This is a genomic window from Sphingorhabdus sp. EL138, assembly GCF_945882965.1.
Lineage (GTDB): Bacteria > Pseudomonadota > Alphaproteobacteria > Sphingomonadales > Sphingomonadaceae > Sphingorhabdus_B.
This window is the reverse complement of sequence record NZ_CAMCWY010000003.1, coordinates 49,723-70,918: the sequence shown is the minus strand read 5'-3', so window position 1 is coordinate 70,918 and position 21,196 is coordinate 49,723. Positions and strand designations below refer to the sequence as shown.

The following is a 21,196-nucleotide window of genomic DNA, read 5'->3' as shown; positions in this document are numbered from 1 at the left end:
TGCCATATTGAATTCTACCCCAACGACAAATCGAGCGCGCTTATAGCCCCATCGATTTTGCGATTATACTTCTAAGTATTTCGTTGGTGCCGCCCCCAACCATACCATGCTTAGCTTCGCGGAAATAACGCTCCATATGATATTCTGGCAACTGGGAATAGCCACCGAGTGCCTGCATCCCGTTTGTAGCAATATCAAAAAGAGTTTGAGACGATATCAGCTTCGCCTGAGAGACCAGACTGGTTGCATTCTCGCCACGCGCCATCGCCGACGCAGCCGCATATACAAGATAATAAGCAGCTGACAATCTTGCTTGGTCTTCGGCCAAACGATGTTTTAGTACTTGGAACTGCACAAGCTTTTTACCAAAAGCTTCTCTCTCACTCAAATAAGTAAGCGTATCCTGAAGAGCAGTGCGCGCGTTGCCGATTTGAGAAGCTGCGATCGACAGACGCTCAAAATCAAGATGTTCCCCGATATATTTCCATCCCTTACCCGCTTCGCCCAACAAAGCGCTCTCAGGCACACGCAGATCATCCATGAACAGTGATGTTGTTCCAAGGCTGCGGCGGACAAGCGTGTCCATTTTCTGAATTTCCAATCCCGGCGTATCGTTCGGAACGAGTAGTACGCTAAAATCATAACGCCCTTCACCTGTACGCAGCATCATAGCAATGCACGTATTGGGGTGGTGTGCGCCAGAGCACCAGACCTTGCTCCCTTTAACTACCCATTCATCACCGACGTGCTTGGCGGTCGACCTTGCGCCTGCAGCGTCCGAGCCGGATTGAGGCTCACTGATAGAAATGGCGAATTTTGCTTCACCGGCCAAAAAGGGCTCAAGATATTTTTTGCGCTGCTCCGCCGTTCCATGTTTTGCAACATTTGTTGCCGTGAACATCGAAGTCATTATGCATGCTGCGGTATCGAGACTGAGCTTGCCGATCGCTTCGCAAAAGATTGCGAACATGACCGGATCTTTATCCATTCCAAGACCACCCTGATCCTCAGGGATTAAAAGGCCGAGCCAACCTTCTTTCGCCATCTTGCGATATAGCTCTTCGGGAAACTCGCGACTTTGATCATGCTTTAACGTGAGCTCACGGCCAAATTCATTGTCCATAAAATTATGCACAACGTCTTTCCACATCCGCTGTTCTTCGGTAAAACTAAAATCCATCGACCAACATCCTTTTATGGCGGTTTTAGCTGCACAAATGGCGCGAGCTTGCTAATAAACAAATGTTTGTTAATGCGTTTGGCAAGCTTGGTCAATGGAGGAGTAAAGGAAAGTTGGAACGCCCGTCAATCAGACGATCAAAGCTACTCTCGCGGTTTCCTTCATGGCCAGCGCTCACAATCAGCGGGTTGTTTGACCACATCGCAAGCGAGTTTCCTGAGCGACCTGTCGTGCTTACGCCAGGCAACAGCATTACTTATCGTGAAGCCCAGTCCATGAGCCGCCGATGGGCGTCTGGTCTCATTGGTCTCGGATTAAATGCTGGCGAGCACGTCGCAATTGTGATGGCAAATTATCCCGAATTTCCTATCATGAAACTTGCGATTGCCCGCGCTGGCTACGTGTCTGTTCCTATAAATTATCTACTCCAATATGAAGAGATGCGATATGTTGTAGACCAATCAAAAAGCAAAATCCTGATCGGCATGAGCCAGCATCGCGGGCGCGATTACACAAGTGATTTTGCTCGTTTGCGTTCGAGCCTGCCGGACTTAGAGCATATATTTGTATTGCCACAAAACGGAAGCGAACCGTCAGAATTTCGATCTATTTCTGACCTTGCTTGCGTTGCGACCGCTGCGAGCGATGCTGATCTCTTGAAACGTGAAGCGAAGACTTCCGCTTCGTCGGTCTCGGACATCGTTTACACGTCGGGTACTACCGGGTGGCCCAAAGGTGCGATGTTGACGCATGACAACATTCTTCGTGCTGCGTTCTCTTCGGCTTTAACGCGGTCATTTGAAGACGGTCGCCGCATTCTCTTTGCGTTACCAATGTACCATGTATTTGGCTACGTCGAGTGTTGGGTCGCGGCACTGTTTGTTGGCGGTTCAATTATTCCCCAAACCATTTTCGAGCCAACTGAAATGCTGGACCTCGCAAAAAATCTGGACGCAACTGACATAGTTTGCGTACCTGTGATGACGCAAGCTTTGATTGAGCAAGCGCGCATGCGTCGCTTCCACTCTGAAACGTTGCTGTCGGTGTTTAACAGTGGCGGTGTCAATCTGCCATCGGTCTGGGCCGACATTAGCGAGGTGCTCGGTGCCGCAGAAATTCATACGGCTTACGGCATGACTGAAACGACTGCATCGACCATGTGCACCTGGACGGAGGACGACGCAGAGATTTTGCTAGACTCAAATGGCCGTTACAAGTTCGCAGGAACAGCCGGTGACGAAGCGATTGGAGGATCGGTGGCGCAATACCGTGTGGTAGACCCCGAGACAGGTCAAGAACTACCCTTTAACTGTGATGGCGAGCTACAAGTTCGTGGGCCAGTTGTTACGCAGGGGTATTTTGAAAAACCTGAAGAGACCGATGCAGCATTTACAACCGATGGCTGGTTCAGGTCAGGCGATATTGGTCGGCTTTCTGAAGGTGGGCATTTGAAACTGACCGGACGCCTCAAGGAGACCTACCGGTGCGGTGGTGAAATGGTTATGCCCCGCGAAATTGAGGATCTGCTTATAAGTTATCCCGGTATCGCGCAAGTTTTTGCAATTGGTATTCCGGACCCCAAAATGGGAGAAGTGGGCTGTTTGTGCATCGTTCCGATAGATGGCGCTACGCTGATTGTGGACGATGTAATCGCCCATTGTGCTGCGCGACTGGCAAAGTTCAAGGTCCCTAAATATGGGATCCTGTTAAAGCCTCAGTACGTCCCACTCACAGCCACCGGACGGCCGCAAAAGTTCATGCTTACCGAATTAGCAATCGAACGGCTTTCGCAATCCGGAAGATTTCCTTCATGAAAAATCCACATTGGCCAAAGTCTTTTTATATGTCGAGCGCGCGAACCAGAGAAGCACCAGTGTCAGCGGACCGCTGATGCCGATTGCTACAAAAATTGAACTACCCAGCGCCAAATCGTCTCGAAAAACCCTGTCTGTAATCAAGGCAACTACCGTTGGCCCAAGACCGATCCCGAACATGTTTGCAGCAAATAGATAAATGGCCGTAACCTGGCCACGCATCTGGTTAGGGGTAATTTCTTGCAGTGCAGCCGCCGCCGCGCCAAACGGCATCGCACAGCCGAACTGAAAAACAAAAACCGCAGCCAACGTTCCCCACGCCGTGCCAAGCGAGCAACTGATCAGGCCGGCTGGCAGGGCGATTGCAGCTGCAATAATAGCCGTCAGGATCCCGCCATCTAGCTTGCCGCGATCACGCAGCTTGGTGGACAGCATGCCACCCAGCAAAACACCTGCTGCGCCTGCAATCATTAATGTCAGGCCAAATCGTGTTCCTACTTCGCTGGTTGTCCATCCAAAAATGCGCATGAAGTATTCTGGGTACCATGCGGTGGCGCTGGTCCACATGAGCGTGAACATGGCATAGCCCATGATAAACGTAAGGTAGGTTTTGCGATTTGCCCAAACATAGCGAAAAGTGGCCCCCATCGTAGGCTCCAAGCCAATTTTTTTACCAGTGCGCGCGGGTTCACGCATTGTCAGCACCCAAATCGCGACAAGAATGCCTGGAAGTCCGATTACGATAAAAACGGCCTGCCATGGTTCAAGATAACCAACAAAAGGAGCGTCGAATGCAGGCATAACCGAGATAAGCGCACCGCCAATTATGGTCGCGAGGCCAGAGCCCACATAAACTGCGCTTAAATAAAGGCTGAGTGCGATTGGCCTGGTCCGCTGCGGGAAATAATCGCTGATGAGCGAATATGCTCCCGGTGACAGTGCTGCTTCGCCAACTCCGACACCGATTCGGGCCAGAAACATATGCGTAAAGTTTTTTGCCAGACCACAAAGCGCCGTCATGATGCTCCAAATGGCGATGCCTATCGCGATAATCGTGGTTCGGCGGTGTCCATCAACAAGGCGGCCAATGGGAAGTCCAAGCAAGGTGTAAAAGATTGCAAACGCAAGACCGTGAAGCAGGCTGAGTTGAGTATCCGAGATGTCCAGAGATTTGCGGATAGGACCAACCATCAACGTTAGCGCTTGGCGATCTAAATACGAAAACGTGTAGGCGACGATGAGCACAAAGAGAGCGTACCAAGCATAAGGTCCGCCCTGACTATTCTCGACCTCTGCGTTCTTTTCAACTGGCTCCATGTTTCTCCTCCCTTTCGAATTATCTTTTCGATGCCATGGCGTACACAAATATTTGTTTTTATTTTAGCGACAATTTATTCTGGCGGCGATCCAACAACGCCATCGGCAACGAGCGTTTCAAATTCATCGTCAGAAATTTCAAGATTGTCGCATAAAACCGAGCGTGCGTCCTGCCCCAGCTCTGGCGGTAGTGCTGCAGGACGCGCTGGTGTCCTGCTCATATGCTGAAGCGGATTTGCAATCAGCCGCATTTTGTCCTCCACCGTCCAAATCAAATTTCGCGCAGCGCTTTGTGGCTCGGCAAAGGCCTCTTCTATGTTAAAAATCGGACTCAACGGGACTTTAGCATCCAGGAAGATACGCTCCCATTGGGCTGTCGCGTCCGTTATAAAAAGAGGCGCCAGAAGTTGAGCGAGCGCAATCCGGTTTGCGACACGGGCTGTATTATCATAAAATCTGGGATCATTAACGAATTCGCCAATGTTCATCGCATCGCACATGCGCTTAAACTGATCGTCTGTTGCTACTGCCAACGTAATCCAACCATCCGATGTTTGGAATGGCTGAGCGGGCGAAAAATTGCGATTAATACCGCCCAATCTTGATTGGACATGATTGTGATCCAAAAAGTCCTGCCCTGCATCGACCAGCATCATCATACCGACGTCAAAAAGCGAGATATCGATATGTTGCCCTCGGCCAGATCGAACCCGCTCATGCAAGGCAGCAAGAATCCCGACAGTCCCCACTAACCCAGACATGATGTCGACCATCGGTAGACCGGCACGCGCGGGTGGCCGATCCGGCTCGCCACACAAAGTCATGATCCCGGTCATTCCCTGGATGATCGTATCATAGCCAGGTTGTGCGCTGCGAGGACCGGTTTGGCCAAAGCCGGTTACCGACAAATAAAGCAGCCCAGGATTTTCGTTGCTCAGAGTTTCATAGTCCAGGCCGTAGCGCACCAGATCTCCGACCTTGAAATTTTCGAGCAAAATATCCGATTGTACCGCAAGTTTCTGGACAATTTTTTGCCCTCTTTTGTCTTTAAGATTGACCGCGATGCTCTTTTTACCACGATTGGCTGACCGAAAATAATGAGTGCCCCAAATGCGGGTATCGTCACCGCCCAAAGCTTCAACCTTGATGACCTCGGCGCCCAGGTCGCTCAGCATCTGGGCCGCGAATGGAGCAGCCATGACCCTCGAAATATCAAGAGCCTTGAGGCCGGATAACGACTGGCCAGATGAAGATGGCGACGACATTCTAAATTTCCTTTTCGGCGCTTGCCGCTAAATTTTGTAGACCCGCCGGGCGTTGGACGCGAAGAAATCCTGACGATCGGAATGAGAAAGATGCGAAGTTAGGTGCTTCATCGCATTGACAAGCGTCAGCATAGGCGTAGCCACTTTATCGACGGGGAAATTACTGCCGAACATACACCGCTGCGCGCCAAAGGCTGATAAGCAATGGTCAACCCAAGGCTTACAAAATTCAGCAACTTCCATCGATGAGTATGGTCGTTCGCGCGCGTGCAGCGGCACGATGGCAATGCGCGAAATTGCAAAGCCACAGATTTTCACCTGGACATTCGGGCAGGACGCAACATCGGTCATACCTTGCGCCCAATCAGCAAAGACTCGCTCTCCAATATCGGCATAGCGCCCCACACCAAGCGGCCCGCCGATATGGTTAAGAATGATCGGCAAGCCGGGAAATGCACGGGCTAAGTCCGCAACTTCGTTTAGCTGGGTGTGGAAAGCATATAAATCCAGCACATGCCCCTGCGCATGGAGTTGCTCAGCGCCTAGCATAAAATCGTTTCTCAAAATATGGCTGGGGCCGACACCCAAAGCGCCATAACCAGCGGCAGTATCTGGGTCATATGTTGCGCGTGTTCTGATACCCCGAAAATGCCCTCTGCCGGCAACTTCAAGCGCATCCAAGACATGACCAACGCCCTTGCCTAATGTAAGGTCAGCCCATCCAATGATCCCCGCCGCCACCGAAACGTCGTGAGGTGAAGTATTAGCCTGAGCATAGGCAAATTCTACTTCGCCCACAGGTTCCAATTCAACTGGACCATCTTCTCGATAGGCCATGGTGCAATCAACATAGACCGATGACGAAATGCCCGCGGACTTTGCATCGCGGATATAGCTATCAGCAAAGTAATTGGGATCGGAAAAGTCCCAAAGATGAACGTGGGAATCGACAATATCGATGTCAGGTTCAATGCGCGTTTCACTAGACAGTGCAAGCCACGCCTCGTCGACAGGATGTACATGGGGTTTGGCGCGTTTAGACATCGTTCAACCAAACTGTCATGCCAACAAGCCGCCGTCGACGGGTAGTATCTGCCCTGTTACCATAGAGGCCCCCTCACCGGCCAAGAACGCTATCACCCAACCGATTTCCTCAGGCTCCGCCAAACGTCCTAATGGTATCTTTTCCACAGTTGCCGCCTCTCGTGCCGGATCATCCGTCAGCCGACTTATCATCGGTGTTCTCACATACCCCGGTGCCACTGCATTAACTCTAATGTTTTGCGATGCCCACTCGACAGCCAACGCGCGGGTCAGATTTACTACCGCGCCTTTCGTTGCCCGGTAAGACGGATTTGCGTTTGCCCTTCCCGTAATATTGGCGCTTAACCCTCCAACCGAAGCAACATTGACTATTGATCCGCCTACCTTGCGTTCGATCATAGACCGGGCCGAAAGCCTGCATGCGAGAAATAAGCCTGTCAGGTTCACATCAATAACCTGCTGCCAAGTTGCCAAATCATAATCGACGCTTGGGCCTGAGACATTCATGGCAGCCGAATTCACAAGAATGTCGATGCCACCGCATTTGTTATTTATTTGCTGAAAGCAATTTTCAATGGCTGCGGCGTTGCCGAGATCAACTTCAAAACCAAGTGCGTGCCCGGGCTGACCAGTGCACGCATTGGTTCCTGATTTCAATTTATCTGGGTCACGGTCAAGCAACACGGTTTGTGCGCCTAATTGGCTAAAGAGCCTTGCAGTAGCTAAACCGATTCCACTGGCAGCACCTGTCACTACGGCTGTTTTACCGGCCAGCGACAGGCGTGTCTCTAAAGTTTCCGAAATGCTCACGCAGGCTCGGTCAACTTTGCAGCAGGGACGCCGTCAAACAGGAAACCACGCCAATTGTCGTTTTGGATATCTACGCAGAGTTCTTTGAATTCCGGAATGCCTCCAGCGTAAAACAGAACTTCCCGCTTTTGTGCACCCGCAACATTTTTGTTCACACCAGTGAACCAGGAATCGGTTTTACCCAGGAGCCCCTTCGCGAGTTTCTCTTCGCACAACTCATTCCATTCACGTTGCGCGGTAGGATCAGCTTCGATCGTCTTTATGTTCATATCGAACACATTCTGCATCAAACCTTCGTTCCAGTCGATTGCAGTCGCAGAACATCTTGGAATGTTGCAGAATACCGTACCATTTTGGGGGCCGACGAGCGTGAAAAAGTTAGGGAACCCGTCAACCATGAGGCCGAGATAGGTTTCAACACCCTCATCTTTCCAAACCTGATTGAGCGAACGACCATCTTTACCATAAATTTCAATCCGGCTCAGCGAACCGCGTATGGCGTAGAAGCCGGTCGCATAGATGATGACGTCGACCTCGTACAATTTGCCGTCCGAAGTGCGAATACCTGTGGCCTCGACCTGCTCCATCGGCGTTTCACGTAAGTCGACGAGATGTACGTTGTCCTGATTGTAGCATTCGTAATATTTGGTATCCATCGGGACGCGGCGCGTTCCATATCCATGGTCACGCGGCGTCAGCTTCTCGGCGGTTATAGGATCTTTAACGCGCTCGCGGATCTTGCGTGCTACGAATTCTGTCACAACTTTATTGGCTTCAGGATTTTCCAAATAGTCGTGATAATTGCCCAGCCACAGACGGAAACCAGGTCCTTTATACAGTTCTTCGAATGTCGCATTGCGCTCCTCTTCAGGAACGTCGAGCGTATCGCGATCGATCCATTTGTGAGGGAAGCCGGATAATGTAGTGTCACAGAACTCGTTCAACTTGTTGTAATTAATCTTGATTTCATCCATCTCCTCTTGGCTGACCGGCGCATTACCTAGAGGGTTGGTCCAGTTGGGCGAACGTTGAAATACGTAAAGTTCTTTGGCGACCTTCGACATTTCCTGAATGACTTGAACCCCCGAAGCACCGGTACCAACAACAGCTACGCGCTTGCCGGTAAAATCGATCTTCGCGCCATAATTGCTATCAGGGTCCCGTGGCCAGCGCCCCGTATGCCACCAGTCGCCTTCGAACGTATAGACGCCCGGAACATTTGGCATCTGTGGTGCAGATAACGGCCCCATAGCGGAGAAGAAAAACCGAGAAGTGATGGGGGTTGACCCACCCTCCTCGAGCTGAATTACCCAATACTTGTTTTCATCATCCCAGCGCGCGGTTTTAACGCGCTGATTGAAAATATAATCCTTGCGGATGTCCATAAGGTCAGCGGCGGTTTGTAGATAGGTAAGAACCTCTGGCTGCCCTGCAAAACGTTCGGTCCAGTTGAACTTCTGCTTAAGTTCATCGGACCAAAAATAGCTGTAAGTGTGACTTTCAGAGTCTACGCGACATCCTGGATAACGGTTCCAAAACCATGCCCCACCTACATCAGGAGCACCTTCTATGCCCTTCACTTTAAAGCCCTGCTCACGCAGCTTGTATAGCTGGTACATTCCAGTGATGCCAGCGCCGATTACTACTGCATCAAAATCTGGCTGCTTGCTCATTATCGTCTCCTACGCAATTTTCTTAGGTTTCTTTAGCATTTTAGCATTATAGCCGACGCTTTGTTTAGTCGGAATTTGACTGATGCTTGTAAAGTGATTTCACTACCACGAGATGCTACTCCATGCTGCTCACCAACATCTCCAGTAACGCCGGCACATCCAGTTCAACCTGCAGCGTAACTCAGATAATATTTGTCACTGAGATAGCAGGCCTCCAATCGCAAAACAACCGTTTGTTTTTAGAATTTCAGTTGCTATGGAAGTGCCTTATAATGGGGTGTCATGGTCAGTATGGCTAATAACAAAAACGGAAATAACGTTTCAAAAACAGCAGTTAATGGGAAGCACTATTAGCTCCCCGAAACTAATGCAAAGCGACGCAGTTGTTGTGCGCTTTGCCGGGGACAGCGGTGACGGCATGCAGTTGATCGGGGGACAGTTTAAGCTGCCGTCCGCACTGGCGGGCAATGACTTCGGGAAATTTCCTGATTTTCCTCCAGAAATCCGTGCACCGTCAAGCGCATAATCGCACAAAGCACTAAGCGCGCCAACTTCGGCAAGAAACAGCAAACTGTTTCCGAATCAAAATTAACAATGTAGATTATATCATTATCTCAATAAGATACATGTTATCAGTTACAACCACCAGGGCGGGCCATTCAAAACCAGATGCCGGCCGAAAGGATAGCAATAACTTTGCGTTACAGAGCCACGCGATCTGCCCAATGCGCATGGGTACCGCTGCTGATCTTGTGCGGCAGCGCAATCCGGCACACTGGCCCTTCTGCAAAGCGTTTGCAGTCGATCAATATGCATTCGGATGTTCCGCGATTTTCGTCGGTCACAAAACTGACCAGATATCCGTCATCTTCGTCAACCGCACCGACACGAGGGGCAAAGGGTGCCTCACTGCCGTAGCGCCCCTCGGGAAGCTCGAGAGACCAGGACTCGCCCGTGACCATGTCGTGCTTCACGAAACCGTTAAACAGGAACCAGCCGGGCTTAGAAGTCGTGCTATAGGCATATCTATAGGGCAGCCCCAAATAACGCTGGTTCATCATGCCGAATTCGAGAATGCGGTCATCGAGCCGCTCTTCGCGCGTTGTGCCATCGGCCAAGTTAAACCGCCACCGGTGCAACTTTGGCTTGAAGCTATGTTCGTCGACATAAGCCATCATATGACCATAGCCGTCGGCGTTTTCGAGCGGTGGGGGATAAGGGTCTTCTTCGAAATAACCATCAAGTATGACTTCGTCGCCATCTTCATAGGCATTAATGAAGTGCAGGACGAAAGTAGGATCCGCCTCAAACCAACGAATTTCCTCTGGCTGTCCATAACGCGGGATTAGCGCGAAACGCGATGGCAGACCTTCATGCAGGCGCGTCACATGGACGTCACGTTTCAGCAACTCTTCATCCCAGAAAAGCGGAAAGTCGCACAATATTGACCAGTTTTGCGTGAACATCATGTCATGCGGCAAGCGAGGCCCTGGCAGCGGGATGGGGACATAATGCGCGAGCTTGCCACTGCGATCGACGACGCCATAATGCATGTAGGGCGCATGTTTTGAATAGTTGAAGAACAGCAACTCACCCGTGCGCGCGTCAACCTTGGGATGCGCGGAAATGCCATCAAGCGGAACCCAAGACGCAACGCCCTCTTGCTCCAGCGTTTCGGGGTCAAGCACATAGCCCTCCCCGCATTGGTAGAAAGTGGAAACAGCTTTGCCCGCGTGCACTATGATGTCCGTGCTAGAGGAATCCTTCAGGCTGCCATGCGCGCCAAATCCCGGGCGTTTGGACAGGCTGCTTTTATCCATCAACCCACCCCATAAAGACCCGCCCGCATCCTGCTCCGCTTGAAAACAGCGGGTGCGGACGAAGCGATTGCGATAGCTGGCCTTGCCGCCAGAAAAATCGATCTGGTGGATCATGCCATCGCCGTCAAACGGGTGGTAGCGGCCAAGCGGTTGATGCAACTGGTTTTCGGTATTGCGCAAATAGATGCCGGCAATATCGTCGGGAATGCGGCCCTCAATCACATCAAGGTCGGTCGCGGTGACTTCCTCGTGCTGCGGCGTCCACGCCCCATTGAGATAGGGATGGTTGCTCGGTTGCAGCGTTGCTTTCACCGGCGGTAGTTTATCAACCCGCATTTCGCTCTCCTCTGGGCGTTCAGCCTATGTCGAATGTCACCCCTTGCGCAAGTGGCAGATTGTCGGAGTAATTTATCGTGTTCGTCGCGCGGCGTATATAGGCCTTCCATGCGTCCGAGCCGGACTCCCGGCCGCCGCCGGTTTCCTTTTCCCCGCCAAATGCTCCGCCAATTTCAGCACCTGACGTGCCGATGTTAACATTCGCAATGCCACAATCGCTGCCTTCGGCAGACAGGAACTTTTCGCATTCACGCATGTCGGTTGAGAATATCGACGAGGATAACCCTGCCCCAACACTGTTTTGCTGGGCGATGGCATCCGCCAATTCAGAATAGCGAAATATATAGAGAATAGGGGCGAAAGTCTCCCTTAAGGCTGGACCGACATGCGCAGGCATTTCGACACAAGCCGGGCGGACATAGACGCCGTTCATCGCAATACGTTCGCCGCCAATGACATTTCCACCGCGTGCCTTGCCTCATCAAGCGCGGTTTGCATGCCCGCATACGCATGCTCGTCGATCAATGGTCTCGCAAGATTGCCGCTGTCGAGCGGATCGCCAACCGACATTGAGCCAATGGCCGACTTAAGCGCCCCAACGAAGCTGTCGTAAATCGCGTCATGTACAAGAAGGCGGCGTAAACTGGTGCATCGTTGACCACTTGTGCCAAATGCCGAGAACAACACGCCGCGAAGCGCAAGCGCGACGTCAGCCTTGTCGCTAGTAATCGCGGCATTGTTTCCGCCAAGTTCAAGGATAGTTTTGGCAAAGCGCGCCGCGGCCACTTGGCCGACCTTTCGTCCCATTTCTGTGCTGCCGGTGGCAGAGATCAGCGCAATGCGCGGGTCAGCCACCAAAGCGGCTCCGATGTCGCGTCCGCCCTGCAGAACTTGAGACAGATGCGCGGGCGCGTCGCCAAAAGTAGCCACCGCCTTGTCAAAAATGGCCTGCACGGCAATTGCGGTCAGCGGCGTTTTTTCCGATGGCTTCCAGATAACGCTATTGCCACACACCAATGCCAAAGCCGCGTTCCATGCCCACACCGCAACCGGAAAATTAAATGCGGAAATGATAAGAACTGGACCAATTGGATGCCATTGCTCCATCATCCGGTGACCGGGCCGTTCGCTGGCGATGGTCAGGCCATGCAATTGCCGTGAAAGACCCAAGGCAAAATCGCAAATGTCGATCATCTCCTGCACTTCGCCAAGTCCCTCCGACAGCGGCTTTCCGCAATCAATGGTGACAAGACGGGCAAGGTCATATTTTTGTGCACGCAACGCATTACCAAACAAGCGGACAAGCTCCCCACGGCGCGGCGCAGGGACGCGGCGCCACATTAGAAAGGCAGCGTTTGATTTTTCAACAGCATCGTTGATATCATCTACTGTAGCGGTCGCCACCGCCCCGATGCGACTAGCATCAATGGGCTGTGTACCGCAAGATCGCCGCCATCAACAGCGCAGCCCATCGTTTCGAGAAGCGTTTTTGTTTCGTCTGCTAATGCCATTTATTTCCCCAGACTTTGTCCTGTATTCCCATAAAGCATGGCAAGGCGCAGAATTGATGGCAAGGGTTGCTGTCTTGCCCGCACGCTTATAAAGGGAAACAATCCGCAGGTAGCTATTCAGCAGGCCATTGCTAATGGAGATAAAAATGGCCGAGTTGGCAGCATTCGATTGGTCTGACCCTTTTCGTCTTGAGGACCAACTGACCGAAGATGAACGCATGATCCGCGACAGCGCCCGCGCGTTTGCGCAAAGCGAATTGCAGCCACGCGTTATCGATGCTTACCGGACGGAATGTGACGCGCCTGAACTTTTCCCGTTGATGGGGCAGACCGGCTTGCTTGGCGCGACTATACCGGAGGAATATGGCGGCGCTGGCGCGTCATATGTCGCTTACGGGCTAATCGCGCGCGAAGTTGAGCGCGTCGATTCGGGCTATCGTTCGATGGCATCGGTACAGTCGTCTTTGGTGATGCATCCCATCCATGCTTTTGGTTCAGAAGAGCAAAGGCGCAAATATCTGCCGGGTCTGGCGGCGGGTACACTGATCGGCTGCTTTGGTCTGACTGAGCCTGACGCCGGATCAGACTCTGCGGGCATGCGCACCTTCGCTAAAAAGGTTGATGGCGGCTATGTCATCAATGGATCGAAAACATGGATTTCCAACGCACCTTTTGCCGATGTCTTTGTCATCTGGGCAAAATCCGAAGCGCATGGCGGCGGCATTCGCGGTTTTGTGCTTGAAAAGGGTATGAAGGGTCTCACTGCGCCGAAAATTCAGGGGAAGCTTTCGTTACGCGCATCGACCACGGGCATGATCATGATGGACAATGTCGAAGTTGGCGAAGACGCGTTGCTGCCCGATGTACAAGGGCTAAAAGGCCCGTTTGGATGCCTCAACCGCGCCCGGTACGGCATCAGTTGGGGCGCATTGGGGGCAGCCGAATTTTGCATGCACGCCGCGCGGCAATATGGCCTTGATCGCCACCAGTTTGGCAAACCGCTTGCCGCTACCCAGTTATATCAAAAGAAGCTGGCCGATATGATGACCGATATTGCCATGGGGCTTCAGGCATCCTTACGCGTTGGCCGCTTGATGGACGAAGGCCAGCTTGCGCCTGACATGATTTCCATCGTTAAGCGCAACAATGTTGGCAAAGCGCTCGATATCGCCCGCGCTGCGCGCGACATGCATGGCGGCAACGGCATCAGCGAGGATTATCAAGTCATGCGCCACATGGTAAACCTTGAAACGGTCAACACCTATGAAGGCGCGCATGACGTGCATGCGCTTATATTGGGCCGCGCCATTACGGGAATCGCGGCGTTTTAACAAAAAATTGGGCCGCTCAGCTTTTCAGCGGCGGCCCAGGCTTGGCTTCTCAGCCATAGGAAGGAAAGCGTGTCTCGTGAGAGACACAACTGACCTCATAAGGCCAAGATATTAAATAATTGATGAACGGCCAATCGACCATGCCAAGAACGTGTTCGGTTAACAGGGCCCAGTTCTTCGCCCTTCCGCTGAAAACGAAAATGGCGCATTATTTCGGATACCTTGCGATTGGATATGGATGATCCGGTTTGTTTCCTTACGGATAATCGTCAACCCCTGACCGTGCCCCGCGCAGGTGTAGCTAACCGTCAAGGAATTTGGGCTCGAACGCAGGACATATTGTTCGCACGCTAAGCCGCTATGTTGGATGTGGATAAGGCTCTGCGATATACCAAGGCAGATTTTGGCAGTCGGTACACTCCCGCCCGTTGGTCGTAATTGCCAGTTTCCCCGATCAAGTGAGTCCAGCAACGCCATATCGCCACCTGATTTTGCGGCGCCCGCCGTAGCCAGCGAAAGCAAAAGCGCACCGGGGACGGCATAAAGACGGTAAAATGTGTTCATAAGCTTCTGTCCGCAAACTAAACTTACACAGCGAAGCGAGTCGCTTTTTTCTTAATTTGCGTAACATCATTTGTGACATTTTGCACGATGTATGTGGTTCATGAACGATGCACAAAACGCCGCTATTGTGGCGCAGTTCAGTTGTTAAAACTGGCAAGGCTTATCGGAAAGCGGCGCGAACAAAATTCGCAGTCGACGACGATGTCTCCGGCATCATCTGCCATTTCGGCTCGGTCAACGGCGGGAAATTTGGCAATGACATCGCGGATATGAACGGGATCACAGCGGCAGCCCTTTGACAGAAGATCGCCTTGCTCAATCCGCACTTCTTTTTCTTCATGGAACAAGCGCCAGACGATTTCCTCAAGCGAAAGCGCCGGGTCGGCAAGCTCGGCGGCGGCGATGGTCGACGACATGACTTCGATATGCGCCCACTCAGGATGGTCGAGCCGCACATGCAAACGCTCGCGGCCTTCCTCACCCTCGGGCAAATGTTGGACCAGCAGGCCGCCCGCGACACAACGGCCATCGACATGGTCCACGGCAACGCGAATGAAGGTCGGGATTTGTTCGGATTGCACAAAATAATTCTGCGCCGCATCAGCGAGCGTCTCGCCCTCAAGTGGCACGATGCCCTGATAACGGCCGCCACCCTCGCTCGCGGGCTTCATCCGGTCAAAAGTGATCGCAAGATAGCCTTGCCCGAAGATGCCAGATAGCGTCGAGTCCTGCAGCAGGGCAGCGGCTGTCGCGGCATCAAACTGCGCATAGCCGCGCAATGCGCCATCCTTATAGTCGCAGGCCAATAAGCGGATTGCGCCTTTTTCTGTCTGCGTTTGCAACGTCAGCTGGCTACCCGGCTCCTTCAACGACGCGCCCAGCAGCGCAGTCAAAACTAAAGCCTCCGCCAATGTCCGTTCAATCACCGGAGGATACGCATGGGCCGCCAAAATTTCGCCAAGCACATGATCGAGACGTACCAACCGTCCGCGCGCGTCCCGCGTGGGTATGGAAAAGCGCAATGGCTGATTGGATAAGGTTTCCGATTGCTCAGCCATTATAACTTTCCGAGGCACCATAACAAAATCGACTTTTGCGCATGAAGCCGGTTTTCCGCCTCATCCCAAATGAGTGATTGCGGGCCGTCGATCACAGCGTCGGTCACTTCCTCGCCACGATGCGCTGGCAGGCAATGTAGGAACTTCGCATCTGGCTTTGCCAAAGCCATAAGGCGTTCATTCACCTGATAGGGCATCATGGCCGCCATCTTGTTATGGACATGCTCCTGCCCCATCGACACCCATGTGTCGGTTAGCAGTATGTCTGCGCCTGCCACCGCTTCGCTTGCATCGCGGGTAAGCGTGATGTTCGCGCCAGCGGCCTTGGCCGCTTGAATAAAATTGCTGTCGCTTTCATAACCCTCGGGAACGGCAATGCGCACGTTGAACTTGAATAAACCTGCGGCCTCCACCACAGAATTCAACACATTATTGCCATCACCAAGCCAGGCAATCTCAAGCCCCGGCAATGCCTTTTCATGTTCCATCACCGTTAGCAGGTCAGCCACAATCTGGCAGGGATGCGACAGATCGGTCAGGCCGTTGATCACTGGCACACTGGCATAATGTGCCAGTTCCTCTACCTTAGCGTGGTCATCGGTGCGGATCATGATGGCATCGACATAGCGGGACAATACCCGCGCCGTGTCGGCAATGGTTTCACCGCGGCCAAGCTGCATCTGGCCAGACGCCATAAAGATACTGTCGCCGCCCAGTTGCTTCATCGCCATTTCAAACGATGTCCGCGTGCGAGTCGAGTTTTTCTCAAAAACCATCGCCAATGTGTGGCCAGCAAGCGGCGCGTCGGAATCGGATTTGCCCTTTGGCCAGCCAGTCCGGACATTTTTTCTGGCCATGGCGTCGTTCAACATCGCTGCAATTGCATCGCCGCCAGCGTCACTTAAGTTCAGGAAGTGGCGCATCATGCAGCTTGCGGCATTTGGTAGCTGGCGGCACCCGCCGACAATTTTTCCATGAATGTCTGGATTTCTGCATCGCCGATGTTCAACGGCGGTAATACGCGGAAGGTGTTGTCACCCGCCGCCACCAACAACAGCCCGTGATTGTCGCGCAAATGCGCCACAAAGGCCCGGGTTTCATGCGTCATCATCACGCCGAGCATCAGGCCCTTACCGCGCACACCGGTAAACAAATCCGGATAATTGCCGATAAATTGTTCAAGCGTTGAACGTAATTTGTCGCCAGTCGAACGCACTTGCGCCAAAAATTCCGCGTTCGCCACTACATCCCAAACCGCCTGACAAGCCGCCATTGCAAATGGATTACCGCCATAGGTCGATCCGTGCGTGCCAACGACCATGCCGCGCGCCGCCGCTTCGGTGGCAAGGCATGCGCCGACCGGAAATCCGCCGCCAAGGCCCTTTGCCGTCGCCATGATATCAGGAATGATGCCATATTGTTCATACGCATATAGCGTACCTGAGCGCGCCACGCCGCATTGCACTTCATCCAAGATCAGCAGGATACCATGTTCGTCCGCTAGGGCACGCAGGCCTTGGATAAATGCATCTGACGCAGGCCGAACACCGCCCTCGCCCTGAATGGGTTCAACTAGAAACGCGGCGGTCTTTGGTCCAATGGCGGCCTTTGCGCCTTCCAAATCGTCAAAATCGACATAATGAAAGCCTTCAAGCAATGGCAGGAAGCCTTTGTGCATCTTTTCCTGATTGCTTGCTGAAATCGTCGCCATCGTCCGGCCGTGAAAGGCGTTCTTGAAGGTGATAATCTCAAACCGGTCGCTACCTTGGCTCTGATGATAAGCGCGTGCGGTTTTGATCGCGCACTCGACGGCTTCGGCACCGGAATTGGTGAAAAACACGGTGTCAGCAAAGGTCGTATCCACCAGCCTTTGGGCAAAGGCTTCGCCTTGCGGGCTGCCATAAAGGTTGGATACGTGGATAAGCGTTGCAGCTTGGTCCTGAATGGCCTTGGTCAAATGCGGATGGCCATGGCCAAGCAAATTCACCGCGATACCAGCGGCAAAATCGAGGGCGCGACTGCCATCTTCGGAAATCAACCAAGCGCCTTCACCGCGCACCGGCCGAAAACCGCAGCGCGGATAGACTGGCATCAAGGGCGTAATCGTCATGGTTTTCTTCCTTCCGACCAAATATTTGGCATATTCCAAAAGCCAAAAAGCGGCCCGTTAGGACCGCTTGTTTTCACCTTTCCGCTATAGGCACACGAAAATGGCAAATCAAGCTATGCCTCGGCATCCCTGTCACGCTTGGCAGCAGCAATACGGCGCTTCAAATAACCATAGAGCAACAAATGCACCGCCACCCACAACAGGATAAAAATGATGATCAATTTGGCAGGCGTGCTCATACGCCCACCCATAACGCCGCTTGAGTGATGAACAACCCCGGACTGTAACAACAATCCAGCGTCAAGCGACACATGCGCTGGGCATGCCATTATCGCCTTATGGTTAGCATCACGACCCGATAGCGCATTGGCCATATAATGGTTAGTGTCACGATGATGCGCTTCGTCCGCCCGGATGATGAGGATAACGTCGCGAAGTGTCGTGCCCTCAGGCAAATTCCAATACCGCATCGCAACTGGGGGCGCAGGCGGGTTCGGGTGCCGCCCCTCGTCAATTTCCGCGAGATATAAAGTATAGCTCAGCACCGCCTCTTCTTCGAAATAGCCAACAAGCCGGTGCGCCGTCTTGCTGGAAATCAGATAGAGGAAGAAAAAGAAGATGTAGAAGACCCATTGTACGGTCAGAATGACAAGCCGTTCAAACCAAGATGGCTGCGCAATTTCAATGAAGGTCATCAGATGCATCCGTTCATTTTCCGCCTCGTCCATCAATGTGCGGATCCAGCCACGGTCATCTTGCATCAGCCGAAGCGCGCGTAAATGGGAGAGCGTTGCGCCGACCATCCCGGGCACACCAGCGACGGTCTCTAAAACTATCGCGCGATTGCCGTATCGTTTTGCAAAAAACGTATCTGCGCCCCAGCGTAGGGTCTTGGTGATGCGCAAGGCGAACCAGTCCGAAAATCCGAGTGCTGTGTAATGGGTAGATTGAATATCGCTACTGTTTGACATGCGCTTGTTCCAGTGGTTGACACCGTGTTAACGCGCATCAGACTGGGTCAGGCAATGTAAAATCAGACCGTACTCAGTTTACTTTTTTGCAACTCAGGCGTTATCAGGGGCATAGGGTTTGTTGTAGCCCTTCGGTTTGGCCCGTTTTCGGGGTGGGTGGATTAGTCAGGTCAAAAGGACTCAGTCTCCGCCACCACCGCCGCCATCATCGCCACCGCCAATACTACTGTCACATCCAGCAGCGTCAGTGACCCGAAACTCGCCGTTTGAGATAGTCGATGATGTGTTCACTGCACCATCACCGCCTGCATCACGGTTTTTTTCTGTCCGCAGCAGGCTCCCAGGCTCTGGCGACACCGCGGATTGAAATGCATTGCGCGCAGACGCTGCAACAGGCGCGGGTGGCCACGGCGCCGCGACCACCGTTTCGCGCGGCGGCGGTGGCCGCAACTTTTGCTGAATGAAAAAATGTCTAAAGCGCGCAAAAAACCGCAATTGTTCTGACCTCCAGGCAATTCAACTGATGGCGAATTGCCGTCACGCTTTCAACGATCTTCGCGCAAAATCACTCGACTGTGACCGACTTGGCCAAATTGCGTGGCTGGTCCACGTCCGTGCCCTTGGCGCAGGCGACATGGTATGCAAGCAATTGGACAGGCACGGCGTAGACCAGCGGCGCAATTAGCGAATGGACGCTTGGCATTTCAATGGTGGCGAGGCAACCTTCGCCTGCTTCGGCGATGCCTTCGGCGTCGGAAATCAGCACGACCTTGCCGCCGCGCGCGCGGACCTCTTGCATATTGCTCACGGTTTTTTCAAACAACGGGCCTGATGGCGCAAGAACGATGACGGGCACGGCTTCGTCAATCAGCGCAATTGGCCCATGCTTCATTTCGCCTGCGGCATAGCCCTCCGCATGAATGTAGCTGATTTCCTTCAGCTTCAACGCGCCTTCCATCGCCAGCGGGTAATCCGAGCCACGACCAAGGTAGAGCACGTCGCGTGCAGGCGCGATCAAATGCGCCATTGCGGCGATGTCGTCATCATGCGCGAGCGCTGCGTTCAATGCGGCGGGTGCTTCGATCAAATGCCGGACGATGTCGCGTTCTTCCTCTGCGCTCAACTTGCCCTTCACCAGCGCCAAATGCGCGGCAAGCGCAGCCAGCACCGCAAGCTGGCAGGTAAATGCCTTGGTCGAGGCAACACCGATTTCGGGACCGGCATGTGTGGGCAGCAACAGGTCCGCCTCACGCGCCATGCTGGATGTCGGCACGTTTACGACAACCGCGATTGTCTGGCCATTTTCCTTGCAATGGCGCAAGGCCGCCAACGTATCTGCGGTCTCCCCCGATTGGGATATGAACAGCGCAAGGCCACCTTCCTCCAACACGGGGTCACGGTAACGGAATTCCGACGCGACATCGATGTCGACAGGCACGCGGGCGAAGGTTTCAAACCAATATTTCGCGACCATCCCTGCATAAAAAGACGTACCACAAGCAACGATGGTGATGCGCTTTACGCCCGCCAAGTCGAAATCCATCTGCGGCAGGGCAACGGTTTGCTCCAATGGACGAATGTAGCTGGAGAGTGTTTGCGCGACCACGGTGGGCTGCTCAAAAATCTCTTTCTGCATATAATGGCGGTAATTGCCCTTTTCGATCTGCGCCGCTGACACGCCTGAAGCGGTGATCTCGCGCGTAACCGAATTGTTATCCTTATCGAAAATTTGCGCGCCGTCGCGCGTTACGATGACCCAGTCACCTTCTTCCAGATATGCAATTTGCTGCGTCAGCGGCGCAAGCGCCAGCGCGTCCGAACCCAAATAGGTCTCGCCATCGCCATAGCCGACGACCAGCGGGCTGCCGAGCCGTGCGCCGATGAGAAAATCAGGAAATTGCCGGAATGCAATCGCGAGGGCAAACGCGCCGCGCAGGCGGGGGAGCACGGCCTTGACGGCATCGGCGGGCGCAAGGCCTGCCTCTGCTTGTTCAGACACCAGATGCGCGACAACCTCTGTATCGGTCTCGCTTTCAAACGTCCGGCCGCGCGCCGTCAGTTCGTCGCGCAACTGTTTGAAATTTTCGATGATGCCATTGTGCACCAGCGCTACTTCGTCCGTTGCGTGCGGATGCGCGTTGCTTGTCGTTGGCGCGCCATGTGTCGCCCAACGGGTGTGGGCAATGCCGATATTTCCAGCGGCATCGTCGGTCCTAAGCACGTTGACGAGATTGGCGAGCTTACCCTCCGCCCGGCGGCGGATCAGTTGACCATCGAACACGGTGCAGACGCCAGCGCTGTCATAGCCCCGATATTCCATGCGCTTTAGCCCATCGACCAAACGGCCAGAAACCGCAGATTTGCCAACAATTCCGATAATGCCGCACATAAA

General features: G+C 53.2%; 17 protein-coding genes and 1 pseudogene. 3 read left to right on the top strand and 15 right to left on the bottom strand.

Annotated features, from left to right (window positions below; all coding sequences use genetic code 11):
- Window positions 1-40 precede the first annotated feature (40 nt).
- Complete coding sequence (locus tag Q0N43_RS02070) at window positions 41-1,180, bottom strand: acyl-CoA dehydrogenase family protein (protein WP_295441756.1); 1,140 nt, start codon at window positions 1,178-1,180, stop codon at window positions 41-43.
- Between the two features lie 188 nt (window positions 1,181-1,368).
- Here Q0N43_RS02070 and Q0N43_RS02065 point away from each other — a divergent pair, with 188 nt between their 5' ends.
- Window positions 1,369-2,994 (top strand): AMP-binding protein, encoded by a 1,626-nt coding sequence (locus Q0N43_RS02065; protein WP_295441754.1) that lies wholly within the window; start codon window positions 1,369-1,371, stop codon window positions 2,992-2,994.
- Here Q0N43_RS02065 and Q0N43_RS02060 read toward each other — a convergent pair.
- From Q0N43_RS02060 to Q0N43_RS02040, 5 genes are read right to left on the bottom strand one after another with little or no spacing between them, the layout of a single operon-like run.
- Window positions 2,989-4,359, bottom strand: a complete 1,371-nt coding sequence (locus tag Q0N43_RS02060; protein ID WP_295441752.1) for an MFS transporter — start codon at window positions 4,357-4,359, stop codon at window positions 2,989-2,991. The genes Q0N43_RS02065 and Q0N43_RS02060 overlap by 6 nt on opposite strands.
- A 26-nt stretch (window positions 4,360-4,385) precedes the next feature.
- Window positions 4,386-5,576, bottom strand: coding sequence for a CoA transferase (locus tag Q0N43_RS02055; RefSeq protein ID WP_295441749.1), 1,191 nt, complete (start codon window positions 5,574-5,576; stop codon window positions 4,386-4,388).
- Between the two features lie 27 nt (window positions 5,577-5,603).
- Window positions 5,604-6,620, bottom strand: coding sequence for an amidohydrolase family protein (locus Q0N43_RS02050; RefSeq protein ID WP_295441747.1), 1,017 nt, complete (start codon window positions 6,618-6,620; stop codon window positions 5,604-5,606).
- Window positions 6,621-6,635: 15 nt separating this feature from the next.
- Window positions 6,636-7,430, bottom strand: a complete 795-nt coding sequence (locus Q0N43_RS02045; RefSeq protein WP_295441744.1) for an SDR family NAD(P)-dependent oxidoreductase — start codon at window positions 7,428-7,430, stop codon at window positions 6,636-6,638.
- Complete coding sequence (locus Q0N43_RS02040) at window positions 7,427-9,103, bottom strand: NAD(P)/FAD-dependent oxidoreductase (RefSeq protein WP_295441742.1); 1,677 nt, start codon at window positions 9,101-9,103, stop codon at window positions 7,427-7,429. The genes Q0N43_RS02045 and Q0N43_RS02040 overlap by 4 nt, the downstream gene beginning before the upstream one ends.
- Window positions 9,104-9,359: 256 nt before the next feature.
- Between Q0N43_RS02040 and Q0N43_RS02035 the strand changes: the two genes are divergently transcribed.
- On the top strand, window positions 9,360-9,629 hold the full coding sequence (locus tag Q0N43_RS02035) for a hypothetical protein (protein WP_295441978.1): 270 nt from the start codon (window positions 9,360-9,362) through the stop codon (window positions 9,627-9,629).
- Between the two features lie 175 nt (window positions 9,630-9,804).
- Here Q0N43_RS02035 and Q0N43_RS02030 read toward each other — a convergent pair whose 3' ends face one another.
- From Q0N43_RS02030 to Q0N43_RS02020, 3 genes are read right to left on the bottom strand one after another with little or no spacing between them, the layout of a single operon-like run.
- On the bottom strand, window positions 9,805-11,259 hold the full coding sequence (locus tag Q0N43_RS02030) for a carotenoid oxygenase family protein (RefSeq protein ID WP_295441740.1): 1,455 nt from the start codon (window positions 11,257-11,259) through the stop codon (window positions 9,805-9,807).
- 19 nt (window positions 11,260-11,278) lie between these two features.
- Complete coding sequence (locus Q0N43_RS02025; RefSeq protein ID WP_295441738.1) at window positions 11,279-11,692, bottom strand: aldehyde dehydrogenase family protein; 414 nt, start codon at window positions 11,690-11,692, stop codon at window positions 11,279-11,281.
- Window positions 11,689-12,663: an aldehyde dehydrogenase family protein gene (locus Q0N43_RS02020; RefSeq protein ID WP_295441735.1), complete on the bottom strand. Its 975-nt coding sequence runs from the start codon at window positions 12,661-12,663 to the stop codon at window positions 11,689-11,691. The genes Q0N43_RS02025 and Q0N43_RS02020 overlap by 4 nt, the downstream gene beginning before the upstream one ends.
- Window positions 12,664-12,916: 253 nt before the next feature.
- Here Q0N43_RS02020 and Q0N43_RS02015 point away from each other — a divergent pair, with 253 nt between their 5' ends.
- Window positions 12,917-14,101 (top strand): acyl-CoA dehydrogenase, encoded by a 1,185-nt coding sequence (locus tag Q0N43_RS02015; protein WP_295441733.1) that lies wholly within the window; start codon window positions 12,917-12,919, stop codon window positions 14,099-14,101.
- A 701-nt stretch (window positions 14,102-14,802) separates the two neighbouring features.
- Here the strand turns inward: Q0N43_RS02015 and Q0N43_RS02010 are convergent.
- From Q0N43_RS02010 to glmS, 6 genes and pseudogenes are all read right to left on the bottom strand, one after another.
- A complete protein-coding gene (locus tag Q0N43_RS02010) occupies window positions 14,803-15,723 on the bottom strand; it encodes an Hsp33 family molecular chaperone HslO (RefSeq protein ID WP_295441731.1) in 921 nt (306 codons plus the stop codon).
- Window positions 15,723-16,649: an ornithine carbamoyltransferase gene (argF, locus tag Q0N43_RS02005; protein ID WP_295441728.1), complete on the bottom strand. Its 927-nt coding sequence runs from the start codon at window positions 16,647-16,649 to the stop codon at window positions 15,723-15,725. Before argF ends, Q0N43_RS02010 begins: the two co-directional genes overlap by 1 nt.
- Complete coding sequence (locus tag Q0N43_RS02000; RefSeq protein WP_295441725.1) at window positions 16,646-17,833, bottom strand: aspartate aminotransferase family protein; 1,188 nt, start codon at window positions 17,831-17,833, stop codon at window positions 16,646-16,648. Before Q0N43_RS02000 ends, argF begins: the two co-directional genes overlap by 4 nt.
- Before the next feature lie 353 nt (window positions 17,834-18,186).
- A pseudogene (locus Q0N43_RS01995) lies at window positions 18,187-18,804 on the bottom strand (alternative oxidase); the annotation flags it as partial.
- A 180-nt stretch (window positions 18,805-18,984) separates the two neighbouring features.
- Window positions 18,985-19,254 carry a hypothetical protein gene (locus Q0N43_RS01990; protein WP_295441722.1) on the bottom strand — a complete coding sequence of 90 codons (270 nt, stop codon included), beginning with the start codon at window positions 19,252-19,254 and terminating at the stop codon, window positions 18,985-18,987.
- Between the two features lie 115 nt (window positions 19,255-19,369).
- Complete coding sequence (glmS, locus tag Q0N43_RS01985) at window positions 19,370-21,193, bottom strand: glutamine--fructose-6-phosphate transaminase (isomerizing) (RefSeq protein ID WP_295441719.1); 1,824 nt, start codon at window positions 21,191-21,193, stop codon at window positions 19,370-19,372.
- Window positions 21,194-21,196 lie beyond the last annotated feature (3 nt).

Excerpts from the sequence above, each read along its gene's own strand:
- Q0N43_RS02030 (WP_295441740.1), bottom strand. The coding sequence starts at position 11,259 with ATGCGGGTTGATAAACTACCGCCGGTGAAAGCAACGCTGCAACCGAGC.
- Q0N43_RS02025 (WP_295441738.1), bottom strand. The coding sequence starts at position 11,692 with ATGAACGGCGTCTATGTCCGCCCGGCTTGTGTCGAAATGCCTGCGCAT.
- Q0N43_RS02055 (WP_295441749.1), bottom strand. The coding sequence starts at position 5,576 with ATGTCGTCGCCATCTTCATCTGGCCAGTCGTTATCCGGCCTCAAGGCT.
- Q0N43_RS02040 (WP_295441742.1), bottom strand. The coding sequence starts at position 9,103 with ATGAGCAAGCAGCCAGATTTTGATGCAGTAGTAATCGGCGCTGGCATC.
- Q0N43_RS02050 (WP_295441747.1), bottom strand. The coding sequence starts at position 6,620 with ATGTCTAAACGCGCCAAACCCCATGTACATCCTGTCGACGAGGCGTGG.
- Q0N43_RS02010 (WP_295441731.1), bottom strand. The coding sequence starts at position 15,723 with ATGGCTGAGCAATCGGAAACCTTATCCAATCAGCCATTGCGCTTTTCC.
- Q0N43_RS02015 (WP_295441733.1), top strand. The coding sequence starts at position 12,917 with ATGGCCGAGTTGGCAGCATTCGATTGGTCTGACCCTTTTCGTCTTGAG.
- Q0N43_RS02035 (WP_295441978.1), top strand. The coding sequence starts at position 9,360 with ATGGAAGTGCCTTATAATGGGGTGTCATGGTCAGTATGGCTAATAACA.
- Q0N43_RS02000 (WP_295441725.1), bottom strand. The coding sequence starts at position 17,833 with ATGACGATTACGCCCTTGATGCCAGTCTATCCGCGCTGCGGTTTTCGG.
- Q0N43_RS02070 (WP_295441756.1), bottom strand. The coding sequence starts at position 1,180 with ATGGATTTTAGTTTTACCGAAGAACAGCGGATGTGGAAAGACGTTGTG.
- argF (WP_295441728.1), bottom strand. The coding sequence starts at position 16,649 with ATGATGCGCCACTTCCTGAACTTAAGTGACGCTGGCGGCGATGCAATT.
- glmS (WP_295441719.1), bottom strand. The coding sequence starts at position 21,193 with ATGTGCGGCATTATCGGAATTGTTGGCAAATCTGCGGTTTCTGGCCGT.